This is a genomic window from Sphingopyxis macrogoltabida (assembly GCF_001314325.1).
Taxonomy (GTDB): Bacteria; Pseudomonadota; Alphaproteobacteria; order Sphingomonadales; family Sphingomonadaceae; genus Sphingopyxis; species Sphingopyxis macrogoltabida.
Genome location: NZ_CP009429.1, coordinates 2,379,199 through 2,400,615 on the forward strand (window position 1 = coordinate 2,379,199; position 21,417 = coordinate 2,400,615).

The 21,417-nt window shown below is 67.2% G+C and carries 16 protein-coding genes; 5 read left to right on the forward strand and 11 right to left on the reverse strand.

The window, feature by feature from the left end; all coding sequences use genetic code 11:
• Positions 1-7 precede the first annotated feature (7 nt).
• The 11 genes from LH19_RS11915 to LH19_RS11965 form a co-directional block, all read right to left on the reverse strand.
• A complete protein-coding gene (locus LH19_RS11915) occupies positions 8-3,406 on the reverse strand; it encodes an eCIS core domain-containing protein (RefSeq protein ID WP_145923384.1) in 3,399 nt (1,132 codons plus the stop codon).
• Positions 3,403-3,639: a hypothetical protein gene (locus tag LH19_RS11920; protein ID WP_054728173.1), complete on the reverse strand. Its 237-nt coding sequence runs from the start codon at positions 3,637-3,639 to the stop codon at positions 3,403-3,405. Before LH19_RS11920 ends, LH19_RS11915 begins: the two co-directional genes overlap by 4 nt.
• On the reverse strand, positions 3,636-5,534 hold the full coding sequence (locus tag LH19_RS11925) for an AAA family ATPase (protein WP_054728174.1): 1,899 nt from the start codon (positions 5,532-5,534) through the stop codon (positions 3,636-3,638). Before LH19_RS11925 ends, LH19_RS11920 begins: the two co-directional genes overlap by 4 nt.
• Positions 5,531-6,283 (reverse strand): DUF4255 domain-containing protein, encoded by a 753-nt coding sequence (locus tag LH19_RS11930; protein WP_054728176.1) that lies wholly within the window; start codon positions 6,281-6,283, stop codon positions 5,531-5,533. The genes LH19_RS11925 and LH19_RS11930 overlap by 4 nt, the downstream gene beginning before the upstream one ends.
• Positions 6,280-7,086: a hypothetical protein gene (locus tag LH19_RS11935; protein WP_054728178.1), complete on the reverse strand. Its 807-nt coding sequence runs from the start codon at positions 7,084-7,086 to the stop codon at positions 6,280-6,282. Before LH19_RS11935 ends, LH19_RS11930 begins: the two co-directional genes overlap by 4 nt.
• Entirely contained in the window at positions 7,083-7,826 is a 744-nt protein-coding gene (locus tag LH19_RS11940) for a hypothetical protein (protein ID WP_054728180.1), read from the reverse strand. Before LH19_RS11940 ends, LH19_RS11935 begins: the two co-directional genes overlap by 4 nt.
• Before the next feature lie 7 nt (positions 7,827-7,833).
• Entirely contained in the window at positions 7,834-8,355 is a 522-nt protein-coding gene (locus LH19_RS11945; protein WP_054728182.1) for a phage tail protein, read from the reverse strand.
• A gap of 16 nt (positions 8,356-8,371) precedes the next feature.
• The gene (locus tag LH19_RS11950) at positions 8,372-10,423 is read right to left on the reverse strand and encodes a phage tail sheath family protein (RefSeq protein WP_054728184.1); all 2,052 of its coding nucleotides are present in this window, start codon (positions 10,421-10,423) and stop codon (positions 8,372-8,374) included.
• A 276-nt stretch (positions 10,424-10,699) separates the two neighbouring features.
• Positions 10,700-12,214 carry an AMP-binding protein gene (locus LH19_RS11955; RefSeq protein ID WP_082395618.1) on the reverse strand — a complete coding sequence of 505 codons (1,515 nt, stop codon included), beginning with the start codon at positions 12,212-12,214 and terminating at the stop codon, positions 10,700-10,702.
• Positions 12,214-13,632, reverse strand: coding sequence for an amidase family protein (locus LH19_RS11960; protein WP_054728186.1), 1,419 nt, complete (start codon positions 13,630-13,632; stop codon positions 12,214-12,216). The genes LH19_RS11955 and LH19_RS11960 overlap by 1 nt, the downstream gene beginning before the upstream one ends.
• The gene (locus tag LH19_RS11965; RefSeq protein ID WP_145923382.1) at positions 13,629-15,011 is read right to left on the reverse strand and encodes an MFS transporter; all 1,383 of its coding nucleotides are present in this window, start codon (positions 15,009-15,011) and stop codon (positions 13,629-13,631) included. Before LH19_RS11965 ends, LH19_RS11960 begins: the two co-directional genes overlap by 4 nt.
• A gap of 149 nt (positions 15,012-15,160) precedes the next feature.
• Here LH19_RS11965 and LH19_RS11970 point away from each other — a divergent pair, with 149 nt between their 5' ends.
• The 5 genes from LH19_RS11970 (at position 15,161) to LH19_RS11990 (ending at position 21,257) form a co-directional block, all read left to right on the forward strand.
• Complete coding sequence (locus tag LH19_RS11970; RefSeq protein ID WP_167346275.1) at positions 15,161-16,021, forward strand: alpha/beta hydrolase; 861 nt, start codon at positions 15,161-15,163, stop codon at positions 16,019-16,021.
• 31 nt (positions 16,022-16,052) lie between these two features.
• The gene (locus LH19_RS11975) at positions 16,053-18,278 is read left to right on the forward strand and encodes a TonB-dependent receptor (RefSeq protein WP_054728193.1); all 2,226 of its coding nucleotides are present in this window, start codon (positions 16,053-16,055) and stop codon (positions 18,276-18,278) included.
• Positions 18,279-18,326: 48 nt separating this feature from the next.
• A complete protein-coding gene (locus tag LH19_RS11980) occupies positions 18,327-18,950 on the forward strand; it encodes a TetR/AcrR family transcriptional regulator (RefSeq protein ID WP_054728195.1) in 624 nt (207 codons plus the stop codon).
• A gap of 82 nt (positions 18,951-19,032) precedes the next feature.
• Entirely contained in the window at positions 19,033-20,469 is a 1,437-nt protein-coding gene (locus tag LH19_RS11985) for an ATP-grasp domain-containing protein (protein ID WP_234716158.1), read from the forward strand.
• The gene (locus tag LH19_RS11990; RefSeq protein ID WP_054728197.1) at positions 20,466-21,257 is read left to right on the forward strand and encodes a sulfite exporter TauE/SafE family protein; all 792 of its coding nucleotides are present in this window, start codon (positions 20,466-20,468) and stop codon (positions 21,255-21,257) included. The genes LH19_RS11985 and LH19_RS11990 overlap by 4 nt, the downstream gene beginning before the upstream one ends.
• The last annotated feature ends 160 nt before the right edge of the window (positions 21,258-21,417 follow it).

A 21,417-nucleotide genomic window follows, 5' to 3' on the forward strand; every position in this document is an offset into this window, starting at 1 on the left:
GCGCTCCTCATATCTTGTTGCCGATATAGTCGCGGCCGGGCGGCCGGGCGTTCGGGTCGTAATTGGGATTGGGCGCGCTCTTTTCCTCGCGCCGCCGCATGATGTCCTTGATCACCCCCATCGGATCGACATCGTCCATCTTCGCCTTGTCGGTCGCACCGGGTATTTCCTGGGCGCTACCGCCATCGCCGCCAAAGCTCGTCGAGAATTCTCCAACGTCGACGGTCTTTTTGGCAAGGTTGGTCGAAAAACTCGCGATGTCGAAGTCCCAGGTATAGCTGAGCAAGCCCCACAGCGCCGAAATCGTCACTGCGCCCCCAATGCCGAGCGTCGCGTCGAGGCTCATCTCGAACTTCGGGTGCATTCCGACGGTGAAGCTCCCCTTTTCGTAATGCCCCTTCGCTTCGACGTCGGCCTTCGCCGTGCCCAGGATGCCAGGCGTTACGGTGATCGTGCCATGGACGTCGCCTGCCCCGAACAGCACGTCGACACCCAACTCTGCGCCAAAATTTCCATAAAGGCCGAAACCGGCGACGCAGGTGAAGCGCGCGCCGATATCCGCGATGATGTTGGGATTTTCCTCCAGCGGATCGAACGAGCCGCTGATCTTGACCGTCTCGACCACCCCGGGGCCGAAGAAAACGGAATAGCTGACGCCCGCAAAGAATTTGACATAGGCGCGGACGGCCGGGATCGGCGTCGGGATCGAAAATCCGGGCGTCGTGATCTTGAACAGGTCGCGGCGTCCCTTGCCTTCCTTCGGATATTTCTCGAACAGCGTGTAGGGGCCCAGCGTCAGCGAGCCGGTGATGCGGAGATGGTCCTCCTTGTCGAGTTCGACCGTCAGTTCGGGGCGGATCGTCGGGGTGATCTGATAGGCGATCGTGCCCTTGCCATAAATTTTCCCGCGTTCGTCGATCCCGCCCGAAAGCTTGCCCTTGCCCTTCTTGTTCTTCGTTTCGACATCGACATTCGCGATGCCCTCGACCTTCACCGAACCGCCCGGATAACGCTCATAGGTGAGCGTGATGTCGCCCTTCCACTGTTCGCGAAAGGTGAAGAAGCCGCCGCCGCTGACCTTCAGATAGCCGTCGCGGTAATAGACCTTGGCCTCGATCGCATCGACGATCTTGAACGGCTTCTCCCACCGTCCCTTGCCGCGATAGGTGATGCTCCCGTCGACCCATTGCGCGGTCAGGTCGAAGGTCTTGTCCTTCACCGTGATCTTCGCGCTGCCCTCGGCCGTCATGTCGAGCTTGTCGCCGTTCTGCGCCATCGCGACGCGGACGTCGATCACCGTGTTCGGCACCGACGTGCTGTTGATTTTCAGCTCGCCCGACCAGCCATTTTCGGAATGGAACCGGACCTTGCCTTCGGCTTCCTGGACGCCGGGAATGCCGACCCCGGGCTTGATCGTGCCTTCGGCCAGAAAGGCGCCGCCCGCGAATTTGGCAGTGATATCGCCGAGGATGATCGGCTTACCCTTCGGCCCGATCTCGAACTGCACCGACCCGCTCGGAACGAAACTCGGCGACAACTGGAGCGCGAAAGCCCCGCCGGTAAAGCGCAGCCCGGGTATCGGCGACTTGAGTTTCGCCGCATCGATCGGCGCCTTGGCCTTGAGCAGGTCCGGGCCGAAATTGATCCCGATCTCGCCCAGCATCGGGATCGTCGACTTGATCGCGCCGCTGCCGCGCAAATTCCCGGCATCGTCGATCTCGGGCTTGATCCAGCCGGGGCTGAGATAGGGATAGTGAAAGGCGATCTTGTCGTTCTGCTTCGACTTGCGCAGCTTCAGCATGCGGCGCTCGCTCGGCTTCTGCGGTTCCTCCGCCCCGTCGGCGGGCGCTTCCGCTGCGGTCGGCGCGGGATCCTTCTGGAGCGTGGCGTCGAGCTTGACGAATTCGTCGGCCCTGCCCGTCGTCTTGACCAGCTTGCCGTCGAGCACCCCGTCGATATCGTCCGCGGCGCCCTTTTTCGTCGTGCGGCCATAGCTGGTGAGCCGCATGCCGGGAACGATCCGCTTGAAGTTGAAATCGATCGGCGTGGCACCGGACTTGCGCACCTTCATCGTCTCGGGCGCCCCGCCCGCGGTCATCGTCACCGGGTCGCCCTCGGCGTTGGCGACGTCGGCCGATCCGGTCACCACCTTGTTGCGCAGCGCCTCCTCGATGATCTGGCTGCCGTCCTTCGTATCGGTGTCGGGCTTGACCGAAATGCCGGTCGTAAAGCGGAACTGCAGTTCGCGGACATGGCCGTAGTCGGTGCCCTTGAGCTGGTTCACCAGCCCGACCAGCTCCTGATAGGTGTCGCGTCCCGACGCCTGGTTCTTCGACGAACCAAGCAGTTGGAGATTGGCCGGCGAACTCGTGCCCTGGAGCTGTTTTTCGACGATATGGTCGATATCGCATTTGGCGTCGGTCAGCCGCTCCTTCGCAAAGCCCTTGAGGATCGTCGCGACTTCCTTGGTCTCGATCTTCGCCTTGAGATCGGCGTTGGCCGCCGCCGCGGTCTTGAACGCGGTGCCCATCGCCTTCAGCGTCGTGAAGCCATATTTGTTGAGCCAGATCGTCTTGTATTTCTCGCTCCCCTCCTTGTAGGCGGCGACATTGTCATAGGTGTCGACCGTTGCGCCCTTGCCCTTGAAGATCGGGGTGAAGATCAGCCGGTCGGGTTTGTGGAGGTCGTAAACCTCCTGCACCCAAGCCCCGCGTCCTTTCACCTGCGGCAGTTCGAACCCCGACACGGCGACGACGAGGCGGTCGGTGCCGGCATCGACCGGCTTGGGTTCGACGACCGTCCAGTTCGCTGGCAGGCCGGGCGTCGGACCGCCCTTGCTGCTCGCCGCCGATCCCGACGGTGCGGGGTCGTCGGTCTTGGCACGAAACACCGCCGGGGTGCCGATCCGCGACAGCGCGGGCGCGGCCCGTCCCGCCGTCACCGCGGCCGCCGCACGGTCCGCCTGCGCCTCCAGCTCGGCATCGGCGGCGGCGGGCATCGGCCCGTCGGCCTTCATCTGCACCCCGCCCTGCTGGACGCTGTGTGCCAGTTCATGCGCGATCAGCGCCTGCCCGCTGCTGCTTTCGGGCCGATACTGACCCTCGCCGAACACGATATGGTCGCCTGCGGCATAGGCCCGTGCGCCGAGCGAGCGGGCATTGTCGTGCGCGCGCGCATCGTCGTGAACGCGTATCGACGAGAAATCGCGTCCGAAGCCGCTTTCCATGCTGCCCCGCGTCGCGGTGTCGAGCGGGCGGCCGGCGTCGGCGATCGGCGGCGCCGACAGCACGCCCGGCCCCGATCCCAGCGACGATTTCGCCTGCGCCAGCACCGCCAGCGGCATCGCGTCGCGGCCCGAACCCGCGGGCGGGCGCTGAAGCATCGGCTGGCGATCGAGCGCCCTCACCGGCCCTGCTCCACCCGCGGCGCGACCTGGCGCCAGATTTCGGCCGCGACGCGGTCGGCAGCGCTCGCCCGCGGATCGACCGGCACCGTTCCGGCGTGTACCCGCGCCGCGACGCGCGCCAGCGCGGCGGGCAGCGCGTCGGCAATCCGCTGCGCCTCGATCCGCGACGCGCCGCTGATCGTCAGCCGCCCGACGGTCAGCCGTTCGGGCACCGGAGGTGCATCGCCGCTCACTGCACCGTCCCCGCCGGCATCCAGTCGATCGTCGGCATCGGCTGGTCCTGCTTGCGCATTTCCTCGGCCAGTTCGGCCTCGATCAGCGACGCATCGATCGCCGTGCCGCGCTCGGCGGCAAGAAAGGCCGCGCCCAGCGCGATATTGCGGATGCTGCCGCCCGACAGCGGCAGGTCGGCAAGCGCGCGCCAGTCGATCGCCTCGACCGGCGCTTCGCCCGGAAAGGCCCGCTGCCACAGCCGTACGCGCTCGGCGGCGGCGGGCATCGGAAAGTCGATCGTGAAGCGAAACCGCCGCAGGAAGGCGGTATCGATCGCGTGGCGCATGTTGGTGGTGACGATGGTGAAGCCGTCGAACGCCTCGATCCGCTGGAGGAGGTCGCCGACCTCGGCGTTCACATGGCGGTCGGTCGCGTGGCCGACGCTGCCGCGCGCGCCCCAGATCGCATCGCCCTCGTTCCACACCATCACCGCGCCCGACCGTTCGGCGGCGTCGAAAGCGGCGGCGATATTCTTCGACGTCTCACCGACATATTTGCTGATGATCTGGCTGAGGTCGATCAGCATCATCCGGAGGTCCAGCGAGCTTGCCAGCACCTCGGCCGCCATCGTCTTGCCGGTACCGCTCGGGCCCGAGAAAAGCGCGACGACGCCGCGCCCGCGCGCGCCCATCGCGCGGCCGAAGCCCCATTGGTCGAGCACCAGCGCCGCGTGGCGGACATGCCCCTCGATCCGGCGCAGCGCGGCCTCGGTCGGCGCCGGCAGGATGATGTCGCCCCAGTCATAGACCGGCTCGACGATCGTCACCCCGGGAACCGGCGTCGCCGACCCGGCGCGGCCGGCATGATGCCACAGGATACGCAACGCAGCCTCGCCGTCGGGCGCAGCATCGATCAGGCCAAGGCAGGCCGCGACGACGGCGTCGACCTCGGCCGCCGACAGGCGGAACTGCGCCGCGACCCGCACGACCCCGGCGCCCAGCCGCGCCGAGCGCGCTTCGCCCAGCGCCCGCTGCCAGCGCGCCAGCGCTGCATCGCGCGGCGACGATGCTGCCGGCAGCACCCGCTGCGCGCGCCGCATCGGCGGCAGCGGCACCGTGCCCGCAATCGCGACATGCCCCGCCACCAGCCCGGCAAAGGCTGCGGCGCTCGCCGCATGCAGTTCGTCGGCCAAAATGATCAGCGCCGCGCCGTCGAGTGCGGCCTCGCGGCTCCACCCCTGCGCCAGCCGGTCGCGCGCTTCGGGGTCGGCCGGAATATCGCAGGCCTGAAGCTGGTAGGCCTGAAGTCCCAGCGCCGCAAAGCCGCCGGCCATCGCCTCGATATCGTGCGCGCCGAGCAGCAACGGCGACAGACCGTCGGGGCCCCGCGCCACCAGCGCCTCGCGGATCGCGGCCATCCAGCCGGCAGGCGCATGATCCGCCCCCGCCCCGATGGGCAGGAAACGCGATGCGATCGCCGGATCGCGCGGCGCCACGCCGGCCAGCCGGTCGATCACCGCCGGGTCGAGCCACATGCGCGCATCGATCAGCGGCGTGTCGGCCTCACGCGCGACGAAGCCGAAGCGCATCAGCACCGCACCCGCCGCGACATGACCGACGTCGAGCGACGGTAGCAACCGTTGCGCCAGCCACAACGGCATCCCGCGGCGATCGTTCCGGGTGGCGTCCTGCACGGCGCCAGCAACCGTTTCGGACATCGCGGCGGCATAGAGCAACGCAACGAGCCCCGCCTCGCCGGCGTCGAGTCCGAAACCTTCGGCAAGACGAAGCAGCGGGTGCCCCGGCGCCACTTGCGACAGCATCGGCAACAACGCATCGAAATCACCCGGCTCGCCAGCGAAGGCCGCGAGCGTCGCGCGCTCGCTCAGGAGCAGCAAGGGATCGTTGGCGCTCATGGTCCGTCGTCCAGCGGTTCGTCGACGATCGTCACCGTGTCGCTCGCTGGATCGCCGTTGCGATCCGCCTTCGGCCGCGCCGCGATCACCAGCTCGTCGACCCGCGGGCCGTCGGGCACGCTGTCGTCGGTTTCGAGGAAGGTTGTGGTAACGAGATAATAGGCGCTCGGCCGGATCGGCGATTGCAGCGCCGACCACAGCTTTGTCGACATGTCGATGTCGAGCGGGTGCTGGCTGATCTTGATCTGCTCGGGATGATGGGCGGGATTGGCGAGCGGCTCGCTCGTCAGCCGCTCCATCAGCTTCGTGGGGTTGGCCGGGATCGCTACCGCTCCGAGGATCGCCGCGACCGCCGAGCGCTCGACGATCGCCTGCCGGTGCAGCGCCGCCATGCCGATGCCGAGCAACGTCTCGCGTTCAAGGTCTGCCCCCGTCGCGGCGAGCATATAGTGGAGGTCGAGCACCAGCGGCATCTTGGTCGATGCCTCGCCGCTGCTCTCGATATAGGCGAGCGCCATCGAGCGATAGGCGGCGTTTGGCGCGACATGATGCAGGAAGAGGTAAAGCTGCGCAGCTTCTGGCGGCGCATTCGCGCCCGTCGCGGCGGGTGCGGGCGTCGCATTGGGACGCGGCGGCGGTGCGATCGACAGCTTCGGCGCCGCAAAACCCTGATAGGCGGCCGCCAGATCGGCATCGATCATCGCCTTCAACACGAAGCTCGTCGCGGGAATGGCGAAACGCGCGCTCATCCGTTGCGCTCCGACGGGCGGCGCAGGAATTCGTCGAGCGCGACGACGGGTGCCACACGGCGCGGCGCGGTGCGCGGCGCTACGGCATCGTCCCCGGTCAGGCGGATGTCGATGCGGTCGATGTGGATGTGAATGGGCGGCGGCAGGTCGGCCGCCGGATCGCCGAGGCCGTCCTCGGCGGCCGCGATGTCCGCGCCGACCGCAAGGGCGGCGGGTAAGGCTTCGACAATGGCGGGGACGGGTGACGCCTCGGCAGCAGGCGCCTTCGGGACCGCTTCGTCATCGCCAGCTTCGCTCTCCGCCCCGGTGACCGGGAACGCGGCTTCCGGTCGGGCCGGCTCGGCCACTGTGGCCGCCATCGAAAGCGGAGTGTCCGCAGACGGAGGCGGAATGACCTGTTGAACGACCGTCGCCGTCTCTGCAGTGGTCACGGCAACCGGCTCGGTGCGTTCATCGGCCGTCGGCAGCGTACCGGCATCCAGGCGGTCGTCGCGGGTTGCCGACGCTTCGGCAGCCGGGGGAAATGCCGTCGGCATCGCTGCTCCGGCAGGAGCAGCCGGCGTCGGCACGGCGCCGGGCTTCTCTGCCACCGGATCGGCGGTCGCCGCCTTTTCGGGAGGCGCATCCTTGCGCGCTTCGATCGCTGCCGGCGCGGCCGCCTCGATATCGAGCGCCCCCCAATCCTCCTCGCCCGCACTCGTATCGGGCGCAAATATCGGGACCGAAGGCACCGGCGCCGCGTCGCCCTGCCCGCCGACCCCGCCGCGCGCTGCCGCTGCGATCGCGGACCAATAGCCGCTCACAGCGGCCGCACCCGCTGGCGCGCTACCGGAGCCGCGCGGCGATCGGCGATCATCGCGACATAGCGCGCCCGCCGTTCGGCCGGCAGCGCCAGTATCGCGCTCTCGCCCCAGCCATAGGCCGACGCGATCATATCGACATCGCGCAGCAGCGCGGCGTGGAGCCGGTCGAGGTCGGTCGCGACGAACGCCGCCAGATCGACACTCGCGGCCAGCGCCACCCCGCATTCCGAACAGGCGCTTTCGACGACGATGCTGGCGAGCGGATCGGCGCGATCGAAGGCCGTTTCGATCGCATCGAGCGCCGCCGCGTCGAGGTCGGCCGCCGCGACGCGCACCGGCCCCGCCGCGCAGCGATCGAGCATCGCCAGCCGCACGTCGGCCGCATCGCCCACCGCTTCGATATCGGCCATCGTCGGCACGCGATACGCCAGTTCGCGTCCACCATATGGCACCGTGACGAGCCCATCCTGCGCGGGCGGCAGCGCCCGCATCGCATCCTTCGGCACCGCGAAGCTGTTCATCGTCGCGCAGGCTGTGCACGCGACCTGCGCCTCGATCGCTCCGCCGACCCAATCGTCGTGCAGCGCGATCAGCCGTCGGTTGCGCGCGCCCAGCGTGTCGGAGGCCAGCGCCGCGTCACCGGCGCCCGACGCGCGCAGCAGCGCGGTCAGGCGGCCATGCGCGGCGCCGGAACCGATCGGCCAATGGTCGAACAGCATCGAGAGGCTGGCGGTCGTCATCGCCGGCTCAGGGCTCTACGAAGCTCGGTTCCTTGGGCTCGACCACGGCATAGTCGCGCTCCCAGCCCTCGATCTCGAGCTTCAGTTTGGCGATGGCGACCGCATTGGCGTTGGAATCGAGATCGGGCAGCGCCTGATATTCCGATACCCAGCACCGGTAGAGATTATAGGCGATCACCGTCTGCCCCGCTTCGTTGAGCAGTTCGATGATGATATCCTTGCGGAAGTCGGCGAGCGACACCTCGCCCCCCGCGATCGATCCGAAATTCCAGACCTTGTTCGCCCATTGTTCGAAATCGACGTCGTGGGTCACCCCGCGCTCCAGCGTCACCGCGTCATATTCGGTGCGTCCCGGCGACTTGAAGCTCGACGACGGATCGCCGCCCGAGCGATGCTTGATCATTTCCGTGGTCCGCTTGAGCATCGAGACCTTGGAAATGCCCGCGACATAGCGGCCGTCCCATTTCACCCGGAACTTGAAGTTCTTGTAGGGGTCGAACCGCTGCGCATTGACCGAAAACTGTCCCATCGAACTGCTCCCTCCCTCAAACCAGCGGCTGGACGATTTGACGCAGGCTGATGACGACGAACTCCGCCGGCCTCAGCGGCGCAAAGCCGACCACGATGTTGACAACGCCCTGATTGATGTCGTCGCCGCTCGTCGTCGACGCATCGCAGGCGACAAAATAGGCTTCCTTCGCCGACACGCCCTTGAACGCGCCTTGCCGAAACAGGCCATGCATGAAGGCCGTGCTGTTGAGCCGGAGCTGCGACCAGAGCTGTTCGCCGTTCGGTTTGTGTACCGCCCAGCGCAGCCCTTCGGACAGGCTGCGCAGGATGTAGGACGCGGTGCGGCGCACCGGCACATATTTCCATTCGCTGCCGAGTGCGTTCGCGCCGTCGACCGTCCGCGATCCGAAGCTCACCGTGCCATAGACGGGGAATTTGCGGATACAGTTGAGCCCGATCGGGTTGAGCACGCCATGGTCGGCGTCGGACAGGTCGATCGACGGGCCATAGGCGCCCGACAGCACCGCCTCGGTCCCCGCCGGCGCCTGCCACACGCCGAACTGGCCGTCGGTGCGCGCAAACAGCCCCGCCATCGCGCCCGAGGGCGGATGGCTGCGGATCGATCCGGCCTCCAGCGGATCGTCGACACGGATATTCGGAAAATAAGCGGCCGAATGGCTCGATGCGAAGGGGATGCCGGTCGTCTTATAGGCTTCGGCCGACCCGACATCGACGACATTGGGCGGGGGATCGATCAGCAGGAAGGCGTGCTTCTCGGCGCAGATCCGCGCCGCTTCGGCATAGATCGACATCGCGCTCGTGTGATGCAGTGCCAGCGGATCGCCCGCCGCCGGCCGCACCAGGTCGGGCAGGCAGAGCAGGTTGAAAAAGGCGTCGGGGCCCTCCAGCGCAAGCACCGCCGCCTTGAACGCCGCGGTGTCGGGCTGCCCCGCAGGATTGCCGTCGATGCCGACGACAAGGCTCGATCCCACCACCTGCTCGCTCGACGCCGGCGTGTAGGACGCACCCAGCCGGTAGCGTGAGACGTTCGCGACCGCCGCGCTGCCGGTGACGAACTGGCCGAGGAACGAGGTGCCGCTGCCCGGCGCGGCCAGCGTCACCGTGGCATCGAACAGCCGCGCCGCAAACTGTCCCGCGACCGGCGCGCTGGTCTTCAGCCACAGATATTGGCCATTTTCGGCGAGCGATACCGACACGCTGACCCCCTGCATCGCACTGTTCGCCGCTGCGGTCTCGCGGATCTTCAGGTTGATCGCGGCTTCCAGCTTGGTCGCCACTTCCAGCAGGCTGACCGGTTTCGGAGTAGCGTTCGCAAACACCGTCACATCGGTCAGCGTCACCGACTGGGCGCTGTCGACGGCGCCCGCCGCGTCGCGCACCGCAATCACGACATTGGCGTTGATGTTCGCGCTGAAATTGCCCGCCGCGGGCAGCGCAGCAAGCCGATAGGCGGTGCCGTTTGCGACCGGCCGCTCGGCATCGACACCGTTCACCGCCAGCTTGACGAGCTTCGATCCCGTGCCCGGATCGTTGACGACATTCGGCGCAAAGCGGGCGTTCGACGATGCGGTCGACAGGCGGGTAAATCGTTCGACGCGCCCGGTCACCCGGTCGGTGACGACCAGATTGAAGCCGCGCTTTTTCGTGGCGTCGCTGGTGAAGGGGTCGGCGTCGATCCCGAAGCTGTCGATCTCGACATAGATTTCGCCGCTCGCGGCGCCCGCCGATAAGGCGGTGAAGGTCAGCGACGCCGCGCTCCCCGACGCGTCGCGCTTCAGCGCGCTCGCCGCCGGCGCCGCGCCCGCCGGCGGCACGCGCCAGACGAAAGCCTCCGAGCCGCCGTTGGCAAAGAAATGCAGCACCGAATAGGACAGGCTGCTCGTCTGGACGAGCCCGCCGAACTGCCGTTCGAAATCGCCGAAATTCTGGATACGGATCGCGCGGTTGTCGATGCCGGTCCGCGTCGGCCCGACGAACAGCGCGACCGACGTCGCGGCGCCGGTGATCGTGCGGACCCCGCTCGGCAATTCCTGTGTATAGACGCCCGGATGTTTGTACTGCAGCATCGGCCTGTCCTCCCAAAAGGGGGCATCGATGCTTCGCAGACGCAAGGCGCACGAACCGACACCCCGAAAGCCGCCGCCAAGGCAGCCCGGTTCGAAAGTGGTTTGAAGTGCGACTTGTTTTCTTAGGCCCAGCCGGATGTTACCGACTCGCAAAGTCCCATGGCCGAGGCAAAAGCTGAACCCCTCCCGCAGGGCTGTCAAGCTCATCCCATCCCGGCGCACGCCCATTTGGACGCAGCCGACCGGGCCCCGGCAAAGACCCGCAACATTGTCTTATTATGGTATATTTCCGGTCGTTTCGGCCGTCGGACCAGTGCCGGAAAGCCCCTCGAACGGCCGACCCTTCGCCAGCCAAGCCAGCCGCTCGGCACGCAATGCGGAGCGACGCACCTTGCCTGCTTCGTCGCGGAGATCGCTTTCGACGACCTCATAGCTCTTCGGGCATTTATAGCCGGCGAGCCGGGTGCGGACATGCGCATCGACCGCCTCGACCGGCACTGCTTCGGCGAGCCGGACGATGGCATGAATGCGGGCACCGAGCTCGTCGCACGGCAGCCCCAGGACGACGGCGTCGCGCACCGCGGGATGTTCGACCAGCGCCGCCTCGACTTCAGCCGGGTAGACATTGGCGCCGCCGCGAATGATCAGGTCGGTCCGCCGGTCGGCGAGGAAGAGATAGCCATCCGCGTCGAGAAAGCCGAGGTCGCCGAGCGACATGCGCCCGCCATCGTCGGTGCGCGGTTCGGCGCCGATGTAGTGGAAACGCCCGGTCGTCTCGGCAGCGAAATAGATTTCTCCTACCTCGCCGGGAGCACAGTCCCGCCCTGCCGCGTCGACGATCGAGATCGTGCCGGGCGGGACTTTCCCGACCGATCCCGGCTTGCGCAGCCATTCCTCACCCGAAATCATCGTCGAAGGCCCCTCGGTCCCCGCATAGATTTCAAAGATCCTGTCGGCGCCCAGCCAGTCGATCCACGCCTGCTTTAGCCAGGCCGGACAGGGCGCCGCCAGATGGAGCACCCGCCGCAGCGACGACAGGTCGTATCTTTCCCTGACCTCGGCCGGCAGGCTCCAGATGCGGTGCATCATCGTCGGCACCATGCACACCCATTCGACTCTTTCGCGTTCGATCAGCCGCAGCGCGTCTTCGGCATCGAAGCGGCTCATACCGACAACCTTCGTGCCCGAAAGCAGCGCCAGCGACGTGAACAGGAACGGCGCGTTATGATAAAGCGGCCCCGGGTTGAGTATCACCCCGCCCCGCGGCATGCCGACCAGTTCGCAAATTCCCGCCAGCCGTTCGCCGAAGCGCGCCTCGGCATGATCGACGATCAGCTTGGGCCGGCCCGTGGAGCCGCCGCTGGTCACCGCCTTCCAGTTCGCCGCGGCGAGGTTGTCGGGCAATTCCGCCACCGCATGTCCGGCCTCGGGCGCAATCTGCGTCACGCCGTCCGGCGCATCGCTGACGCGCCCGATCAGCACCGCCGGACGCGCCAGTTCGACCAGTTGGGCAAATTCGCGCCCCGGCAGCTTGGCGGGAAGGATGCAGGGCGTCGCCCCGGCCCGCCAGACCGCATAGCTGGCGATATGATGGTCGAGGCCGTTGGGCAGCGCGACCGCGACCAGGTCGTCCGTCTTCACGCCACGCTCGATCAGCCGCCGCGCCAGCGCCGCCGTCCGCGCCTCGAACTCGCGCCAGCTTATGGCTCCCTCCGGATAGCGGAGCGCTTCGCCATCGCCTGCCGCGCCCGCCGCTTTCGCCTTGAGGAGGCTCCCGAAACTCGGCGTCATCACAGGTCTCCCACCCAGACCGGCGGGACATGCCGCTGCCATTCTATCGCGGCTTCGAGCTGATAGGCGAGCGCGAGCAGCAACGCCTCGCCGCCGGGTCGCGTCGCGAACTGGACGCCCACCGGAAGGCCGTTGTCGCTGAAGCCCATCGGCAGGCTGATCGAAGGGGTCCCGGCAAAATTGTCGATCCAGCAATAGCCCGCATAGTCGATCAGCGGGTCCTTCTGGTCGCCCCATGCAATGTCGGGGCCGAAAACACCGATAAGCGGGATTTCGGTGCTGAGTGTCGGGGTCATCCAGATATCGATCTCTTCCAACCGATCGAGATAGGCGGCAACGACGCCCTCCATCGCCGTCCACGCGGCCGCGAACTGCGCGTCGCTCACCGCCTCGCCGGCCGCGATCAGGGTCACCGACCGGTGTTCGAGCTCGTCGACTTTGACCTCGATCCCGATCGCCTGCGAAAGCATGCCGAGACGGCGGCAGAACATCCCCTCGGTGATCGTGCCGAGCAGGTCCATCGCCGCAGCGCCTGCAAAAGGAAGATCGGCGTCGGCGACCCGGTGACCGAGCCGCCCGAGCAAGGATAGCGCCTCGCCGAAAACTCGCTGCACGCTCGCGTCGGGCAATTCGCCGGTCCGCATCACGCGGCTATTGGCATGGATGCGCAGGCGATGATCGACCGGAGCGGTCACCAGCGGGATCGGCGGCAGGCAGTTCGGGTCGCGCGTCTGCGTCGCTTCGAGCCATGCGGCGGTATCGCGCACGGTGCGGCTGACGCAGCCGTTCACGGTCAGATCGGCGATCGAGCGAAACGCCTCTTCGCCAGCGTTGCGGCCGCGCGACGGCTTCAAGCCGACGAGGCCGCACGGCGCGGCGCCGTGGCGGATCGACCCGAGCCCGTCGCTCGCATGCGCCACCGGGACCACCCCCGCCGCCACCGCGGCCGCGCCGCCGCCCGACGATCCGCCCGGCGTATAATCGAGGTTCCACGGATTGCGCGTCGGTCCGAGCAGCGGCGATTCGGTGACGGCGTTGAGCCCAAGTTCGGGCATCGCCGAGCGCGCGATCGAGATCGGCCCGGCCGCCGCAATTGCCCGCGCATAGGGCGCATCGTCGGACGGAACGAAATCGCGCAGCGCCGCCGAACCGAAGCTGGCCGGGATGCCCTTTTCGGGCAGCATATCCTTGATCAGCGTCGGGATACCGGCGAGCGGCCCCGAACGCGCTCCAGCCGCCTGCTCCCGGGCCCGCTCGAAGGTCGGCCAAGCGATGAAGTTTAGCTGCGGATTGACCGCTTCGGCGCGCGCGATCGCTTGATCGACGAGCGCCGAGGGCGTGGTCCGCCCCGACGCGAGCGCGTCGCGCATGTCCATCATGTCGGGGGCAGCGGAACCGGCCGAAAGCGTCGTCGTCATAGTAGCTCCTTTGTGAGCTGGGGCCGGATCGCGCGCAGCGTAGCGGCATAAGGCCCGGGTGCGAATGCCATCAGTATCGCCGAGGCGATGAGCGACGGCAGGCTGACGATGGTGATCGCCTGCAGCATCCCGCGCGGCCCCTCGATCAGGCCGGAGATCGCGCCGATCGCCAGCGGCGACGCCGCGAGCGCCAGCGCATTGACGACGCCGAGCAACGCCAGCACGCGCGAGCGCAGGTGCGGCGGCGTCAGATTCTGCAACACGCCGGGCATCAGCGACGAGGCAGCAATGCCCAGCGCGCCTTGTACGCCCGCAATGCAATAGGCCTGGAATGGCGAACTTGTGAACGGCAGGAAAGCGGCCGGAAGCGGGGTCAGAGCGACAAAGATGGCGGCGACCCTGACCGGGTCGACATCGCAATTCGCGCGCCGCAGCCGGAGCATCAGCGGCGCGAGGAATACACCGGCCAGCGTCGCCACCGTGATCGCGGTGCCCAGCCCGACGCCGACCGTCGTCGGGTCGATCCCGAACGCGCGCGGCAAGGCGAGCGGGAACCACATCACGCCCGACTGCATCGCGACCGCCATCGCGAAAATCGAACCGAAGATGCAGGTCAATGTGCGCCAATGCGTCCGCGCATAGGGCATGAAGTCATGGCCGCCCGCTTCCTCGCCGACCGCCGGCACCGCAGCGGCGCCGACCCTTTTTCCGAGCGGCATGGTCAGGACGAGCAGGAAGAAGACCGGACCCGGAATGGCGATCGCCAGCATCGCGAGGCGCCAGGCATCGATGCCCGCCAGCCCGTCCGGGAAGCCCGCCTGCGCGCCGCCGATCCACTGCAACATGGCACCGCCCAGCGCCATGCCGAGCCCCGCGCCGAGCAGCGAGCCACCATAGAAGATGAAATTCGCCGTGTTGCGCTGCCGTTCGGGAAAAAGGTCGGGGATCAGCGCGAAGACGATCGGCGCGAGCCCGGCTTCGCCGACCGCGATGCCGATTGTTGCGGCGAACAGACCCCAGAAGCCGCTTTGCAACGCGAACAGCGCGGTCGCCAACGACCAGCAGGCGACGCCGAGCGCAAGGATGAGGCGGCGCCCGAAGCGGTCGGCAAGCCAGCCCATCGGATAGCTGGCGACGCTGGCGAACACCGCCATGCCAAGCCCCTGCAACATGCCGAGCTGCAGGTCGGTGAAGCCCAGCGAGGTCTGTAGCGACGGCGCGATCAGGCTGAGCATCTGGCGGACGACGAATGCGAACAACGTCGTCATCAGCAGGACGCCGAGGCCGTACCACGCCCAACGAAGGCCGCCCGACGGGATATCGCTTTCCACGGCGACCGCCTCGCCCACCGTTCCGGCCCTGTTTGCGCCGCTGACCATATTCACTCTCCATCGCTGGCCGGTTTGCGGCTTCGGTTGGATATATTAAAACAGGTTGACTTTATTGTAAATGGGGTAGATGCACCATGCCGACAGCGGGAGTGGTGCAAGCGACCGCTTCCCGGCGGAGATGATCGATGCAGTTTTCGGTGCGCGCGTCCCTCGAGCAATTCACCCTTCCCCACCCGTCGGGCGAGGGTAAGCTGACGATCAGCGTCGCGGCGCCGGCCGCCCCGCTGCCCGATACCGGCGTTCCGGTTCTCTATGTGCTCGACGGCGATCTGCTGTTCGGCATGGCGGCGGAAATCGGCCGCGCGGTGTCGAGCGTCGCGGCGTTTCCCGCCCATTATGTCGTCGGCATCGGTTATGACGCCGGCTATGCCGATGTCCTGAAGCTGCGCACGGCGGACCTCGCACCGCCGATCACGGCCGATGCGCTCGAAAGTCTGGGCGGCCTCGGCGCGACGATCGGCGGGGCGCACAGCGGCGGTGCCGACGCCTTCCTCACCTTTCTGACCGGCGCGCTGCGCGCAGCAATCGCCGAGCGCTATCCGCGAACCGCGGGCGGCCGGCAAATCCTGTTCGGCCATTCGCTCGGCGGCCTCTTCGCCGCGCGGGCCCTACTGACCCGTCCCGACAGCTTCTCGGCGTTCATCGCCAGCAGCCCGTCGCTGTGGTGGGACGGCTTTTCGGTCCTCGACGAACTGCCCGCCTTCCGCGAACGGCTGGCCGCACTGCCCCGTCCGCCGCGCGTGTTCGTCGATGTCGGCGCGCGCGAGCAGGAACCGCCGACGAGCGTGCCCGATGGCATGGGCGTGACGCTGGAGGAGGCTCAGGCGCAAATCCGCGCCGCGCGCATGGTCGATGCGGCGCGCGAATTCGCCGCGGCGCTAAGCGACGCCGGCGTCATCGAACTCCGCCATGTGGCGTTTGCCGAGGACGATCATGTCTCGGCCGCGCCCGCCGCCATTTTGCACGGCATGCGCTTCGCGCTCGGCCGCGACCGCTGAAACGAACATAAATCTGACGAGGGGATAAGATATGCGACATTTCACCAAGGTTTTGAACGGCACCGCGCTGGCGCTCGCGCTTGCCCTGCCGTCCGTGGCTTGCGCGCAGGAAAGCGACGCAGCATTCGGCGACGAGATCGTCGTGACGGCGCAGAAGCGGACGCAGACGCTGATCGACGTGCCGCAGTCGGTGTCGGTCGTCTCAGCCGCCACGCTCGAACAACAGGGCGCGACCGGTTTCGCCGACTATCTGAAGAATGTCCCCAGCCTGCAACTCGTGCAGGGCACGCCCGGCCAGGGGCGGCTGGTGCTGCGCGGCATCAACACCGGCGGCGTCGCCTCGACCGTCGCCGTCTATGTCGACGAAACGCCCTTCGGCTCGAGCACCGCGCTCGCCAATGCCTCCGAACTCGCCGGCGACTTCGACTCGTTCGATATCGCGCGGATCGAAGTGTTGCGCGGACCGCAGGGCACGCTCTACGGCGCCAGCTCGCTCGGCGGCCTCCTGAAATTCGTCACCAACGAACCGTCGACCGCCGGGTTCGAGGGCAAGGCGCTCGCCGGGGTCGAGTTCACCGACGGCGGCGACGTCTCCTACCGTGGGGCGGCGATGATCAACGTGCCGCTCGGCGAGACCCTGGCGTTTCGCGCCTCGGGTTCGTACCGCAAGCAGGGCGGCTATATCGACTCGATCGGCACCGCCGGGTCGAACGTCCGCGCCAACATCAACGATTTCGAAAATTACGGCGGTCGCGCGTCGCTGCTCTGGACCCCCGACACAAACCTCACCGTCCGGCTGAGCGCGCTCTTCCAGAATCTCTACGTCGACGCGCCCGGTATCGTCGAGGCCGATCCGGCGACGCTGAAGCCGCTCTATGGCGCGCTCAGCCAGTCCGAATATCTGCCGACCTTCAGCAACGTCAAATATCGCCTCTACAACGGCACGGTCGAATATGATTTCGGCGGTGCGACGCTGACCTCGGCGACCAGCTACGGCGAACAGCTCCAGTCGTTCCGCGCCGACTATACCGCCAATCTCAGCGCCGTGCTCGGTGCCTATGTCTATTTCGACCAGCGCACCGAAAGCCGAAAATGGACGCAGGAACTGCGGCTCGCATCGAACGGCGGCGATTTCGTCGAATGGCTGATCGGCGGCTATTACACCCACGAAAAGGCCCGCATCTTCCAGAATCTGAAGACCGCCGTCCCCGGCACTCCCGGGGTGCTGACACCGATCGACCTGCCCTTCGAACTCGCGGTGTTCCAGCTCGATTCGCGCTATGAGGAGGTCGCGGGCTTCGCCAATGCGACGCTGCACCTCGCGCCCTGGTTCGATATCGATCTCGGCGGCCGTTACAGCCACAATCGCCAGAGCGCCGATCAGGTCACCGACGGCGTGCTGCTCGGCGCCGGGGTCATCGAGGATGTCCGCTCGTCGGACAATGTCTTCACCTGGTCGGTCGCGCCGAAGATCAAGTTCGGCACGCAGGCTTCGCTCTATGCCCGCGTCGCCAAGGGCTACCGGCCGGGCGGCCCGAACGTCATTCCGCTTGGTTCGCCCCCCGGCACCCCGACGACGTTCGAGCCCGACACCGTCACCAGCTACGAAATCGGCTTCAAGGGCGACACCGCCGACCGCAGCGCCTCGATCGAGGCCGCGCTCTATCATATCGACTGGAGCGACATCCAGCTCGCCGCCGTCGTCAACGGCTTCGGGGTCAATGTGAACGGCGCGGGCGCCAAGGTCGACGGCGCCGAAATCGCCGCGACGCTGCGGCCGACGCGCGGCTTCACAACCTCGATCGGCTTCACCTTTACCGACGCAAGGCTCAGCGGCGATACCGATCCGCTCGCGGTCGGCGCGGTCAAGGGCGACCGGCTGCCCTTCACGCCCAAATATGCGGTCAACCTCAACGCCGACTATCAGTGGGAGCTCGCCTCCGGCGTCACCGCCTCGATCGGCGGCTCGATCCGGTCGCTCTCGCGCCAGAGCGGCGGTTTCGACCCCGCCTATCTCGTGACCTATGGCCACTTCCCGCGCATCAATGCCTATGAGGTGCTCGACCTGCGCGCCGGTCTCGATTTCGGCCGCTATACGATCAGCGCCTATGCGAACAACCTGACGAACAGCGGCGGGATCACCTCGACGCAGGCGCTGCTCGGCGTCGCGGGACTGCCGCGAAACGCCAATGGCGCGCTCGGCACGGCCGTCGTCCGGCCGCGCACGATCGGAGTCAATGCGACGGTTACATTCTGAGGCGGCTCGCTTATCAGGAAGCCAAGAGCTATCGCAGACGAACAGGGCATGACCACGACCACCGCAACCCGACCCCGCCGCAGCCAGGCCGACCGCAGCGCCGCGACGCGCGCCAAGGTTCTGGCGGCGGCACGCGACGTGCTGTGCTCGCAGGGCTATTCGGGCGCGACGATGCTGGTCATCCGCGACGCGGCGGGAATGAGCCTCGGCGCCATCCAGCATCAGTTCCCGACCAAGGCCAAGCTGATGGCGGCGGTCGCCGCCGAATTCGCGGCCTATCGCACCCGCATCTATGCCGAAGCGATCCGGGCGGGCGCGACTCCGCGTCAGGCGATGGAAAATCTGATCGACGCCAATTACCGGATGGTCAGCCGTCCCGAAATGGCGGCGGTGCTCGAAATCCACCTCGCCCGCCGCAACGACCCCGACCTCGATCAGGAAGTCGGGCCGAGCGCCCGGCGCTTCGATCGCCGCGTTCGCCTGTGGGGTCATATGATCCTGCGCGCGGCGGGGATCGACAACGACGAAGCCTATCAGACGCTGCAATTGCTCAACAACGCCGTCACCCGCGGCCTGACCGTCGAATATATCCGCGACCCGAACATGGCGCTGATCGAACGATCGGTCGCCGTGTGGAAAAAGCAGATGCTCGACCTGGTTTTCGGTCCCTGACCCTTCCTGCATTTCATATCCCCGGATTGGACATGCGCCCGCTTCCATGGGAGGATGGCGTGCGTGCCGACCGGTCATCCGGATGCCCGCACGTTTGAACGAACCGGCCGCCGGGACGTTCTCGGCTTCGGCATATGTCCCTTTTGCGATGGAGATCGGATTGCGCGGCTGGATATTGTTCCATCGGGATCTCGACCCGGCCCTGCCGGAGGTCCCCGAAGTCCTACGCTTTCAGGAGACTGCGGCGGCGCGCGGGATCGACCTGCTGATCCTGAAGCCGCATAATTTCGATATCGTCGCGGCGCCCGTCGACGGCTGGTCGGTCCATTACGAGGGCCATTCGCTCGAACGCCCCGATTTCATCCTCTGCCGGACGGGCGCCGAAACCGATTATTTCACCCTCGCCGTCCTCCGCCACTTCGAACGCCGCGGCGTCCGCCTTGTCAACGGACCCGAAGCGATCGACCTCGTCGCCGACAAATTGCACACGATGCAACGGCTGGCGCGCGCGGGGCTGCCGATCCCGGCAACGATCCTCGGCAAGTTCCCGATGGACACCGACGTCGTCGAGCAGGAGCTCGGCTTTCCGGTGATCGTCAAGACGCTGCGCGGGACGCGCGGCACCGGGGTGCTGAAGTGCGAGGACCGCCGCCAGTTCGAGGATCTCGCCGGGCTGCTCGAAAGCGCCGACGCCAAGGCCGATTTCCTGTTCCAGCATTATGTCCGCTCCAGCCATGGCCGCGACGTCCGCGTGCTGGTGATCGGCGGACGGGTGATCGCGGCGATGGAGCGCCGCGCGCCGCCGGGGCATTTCAAGTCGAACGTCTCGCTGGGCGGCGTCGGCATCGCTTTCACCCCGACCGGCGAAATGGCCGAGCTGGCGGCGCGCGCCGCCGACACGCTGGGGCTGGAGGTCGCGGGCATCGACATCTTGTTCGACGACGACGGCTACCGGATCTGCGAAGCGAACAGCGCTCCAGGCTTTCAGGGGCTCGAACGCGCGTGCGGGATCGACGTGCCCGACGCGGTGTTCGACTGGATCGCGGCAAGCCAGGAGGTGCAGGACCGGCCGCTTCGCGCGGTCACCGGCGAGGCGCTGATCGACCTTGTGTTCGGCGGCCGCCTCCGCCTGCGCGCCATCAGCGACCGGGTCGAGGAACGGCGCGGCTTCGCACGCGCCGTCGGTGTTCGCCTTGTCGGCGCCGGTGTCGCCTCGCTCTTTGCTTCGCTGACCCCGTCCAGCCGTATAGAACGGCACAGCGTCGTCGCCAGCCGGCTCGAGCATCTACGCGCCGACGCGCGCGGCGTCCCTGCCGCCGCCGATAGCGATGTCGAGCAGGAACAGGCACTGCTGACCCTGCTCGCGGTGTCGATCTGGGCGGCGATCCTGCCCTGGCTCGCGGGCAGCGAGCCGCTGTTCGCGGGCACGCTGTCGCTCATCGCGCTCTGCTTTCCTGCCGCCTTCCTGCTCACGCGCCGCAGGCCGCGCAGCACGCGGCGGGCGGAGACCGCACGATGATTCCATGGACCGAGCTGTCGCTGGCAGCGCTGCTTCCCTTCATCCTGATCGGCTTCACCGCGCAGCTCATCGACAGCGCGCTCGGCATGGCGTTCGGCGTCGTCGGCACGGCGCTGCTGCTTGTGCTCGGGCTCCCGCCGGCGTCGGCCTCGGCGGCGATCCATGCGGCCGAAAGTTTCACCAGCGGCGTGTCCGGGGTCAGCCACGCGCTGCAGCGCAATGTCGACTGGCGGCTGTTCCGGCGCCTTGTCATCCCGGGGATTATCGGCGGCGCGATCGGCGTGTTCGTCCTCACCAGCCTTGCCAACGACATCGCGCGGCCGGTCGTGCTCACCTATCTCGGCGCGGTCGGCATCTATCTGCTCTGGCGTGGGGCGCGGCGGCCGCAAACCTATCGCGACCTCAAATTCGTCGGCAGCCTCGGGCTTGTCGGCGGCGTCTGCGACGGATCGGGCGGCGGCGGCTGGGGGCCGATCGTCACCGCCAATCTGCTCGCCCAGGGCGGCGAACCGCGACGGATCATCGGCACCGTCAACGCGTCGGAATTTTTCGTCACCGTCACCATCGCCGCGGGTTTCATCGGCACGATGGGATGGAGCACCTTCGGCAAGGTGGCGATCGGCCTCTTGATCGGCGGCGTCCTCGGTGCCCCGATCGGCGCCTGGCTCGTCCGCCGCCTGCGCGCCGAACTGCTCGTCACTGCCGCCGGCGCACTGCTGCTGATCGCCAGCGCCTATGGCTTTTTCGCGCTGATGTTCGACCCGGTCCCTCGTTTTCCGGGCTTTTGACGGGGCGCCATAGCTCTCCGCCTGTCGCCTGAAAGATTTTCTTCGTCGCAAAAACCACTGCTTCGCATTGACGAATCCAAAATCAATCGATTAAGTTGACATTGTCACTCGGCACTGGTCGAGACGGGTGACGGCTCTCCCCTTCGACCCGCGGCTTTTG

What these genes read in the sequence shown, in the direction of transcription:
- LH19_RS11960 (WP_054728186.1), bottom strand. Translation starts at nt 13,632, where the DNA reads ATGACGACGACGCTTTCGGCCGGTTCCGCTGCCCCCGACATGATGGAC.
- LH19_RS11925 (WP_054728174.1), bottom strand. Translation starts at nt 5,534, where the DNA reads ATGAGCGCCAACGATCCCTTGCTGCTCCTGAGCGAGCGCGCGACGCTC.
- LH19_RS11940 (WP_054728180.1), bottom strand. Translation starts at nt 7,826, where the DNA reads ATGACGACCGCCAGCCTCTCGATGCTGTTCGACCATTGGCCGATCGGT.
- LH19_RS11985 (WP_234716158.1), top strand. Translation starts at nt 19,033, where the DNA reads ATGCCCGCACGTTTGAACGAACCGGCCGCCGGGACGTTCTCGGCTTCG.
- LH19_RS11980 (WP_054728195.1), top strand. Translation starts at nt 18,327, where the DNA reads ATGACCACGACCACCGCAACCCGACCCCGCCGCAGCCAGGCCGACCGC.
- LH19_RS11965 (WP_145923382.1), bottom strand. Translation starts at nt 15,011, where the DNA reads ATGGTCAGCGGCGCAAACAGGGCCGGAACGGTGGGCGAGGCGGTCGCC.
- LH19_RS11950 (WP_054728184.1), bottom strand. Translation starts at nt 10,423, where the DNA reads ATGCTGCAGTACAAACATCCGGGCGTCTATACACAGGAATTGCCGAGC.
- LH19_RS11930 (WP_054728176.1), bottom strand. Translation starts at nt 6,283, where the DNA reads ATGAGCGCGCGTTTCGCCATTCCCGCGACGAGCTTCGTGTTGAAGGCG.
- LH19_RS11945 (WP_054728182.1), bottom strand. Translation starts at nt 8,355, where the DNA reads ATGGGACAGTTTTCGGTCAATGCGCAGCGGTTCGACCCCTACAAGAAC.
- LH19_RS11990 (WP_054728197.1), top strand. Translation starts at nt 20,466, where the DNA reads ATGATTCCATGGACCGAGCTGTCGCTGGCAGCGCTGCTTCCCTTCATC.
- LH19_RS11955 (WP_082395618.1), bottom strand. Translation starts at nt 12,214, where the DNA reads ATGACGCCGAGTTTCGGGAGCCTCCTCAAGGCGAAAGCGGCGGGCGCG.
- LH19_RS11975 (WP_054728193.1), top strand. Translation starts at nt 16,053, where the DNA reads ATGCGACATTTCACCAAGGTTTTGAACGGCACCGCGCTGGCGCTCGCG.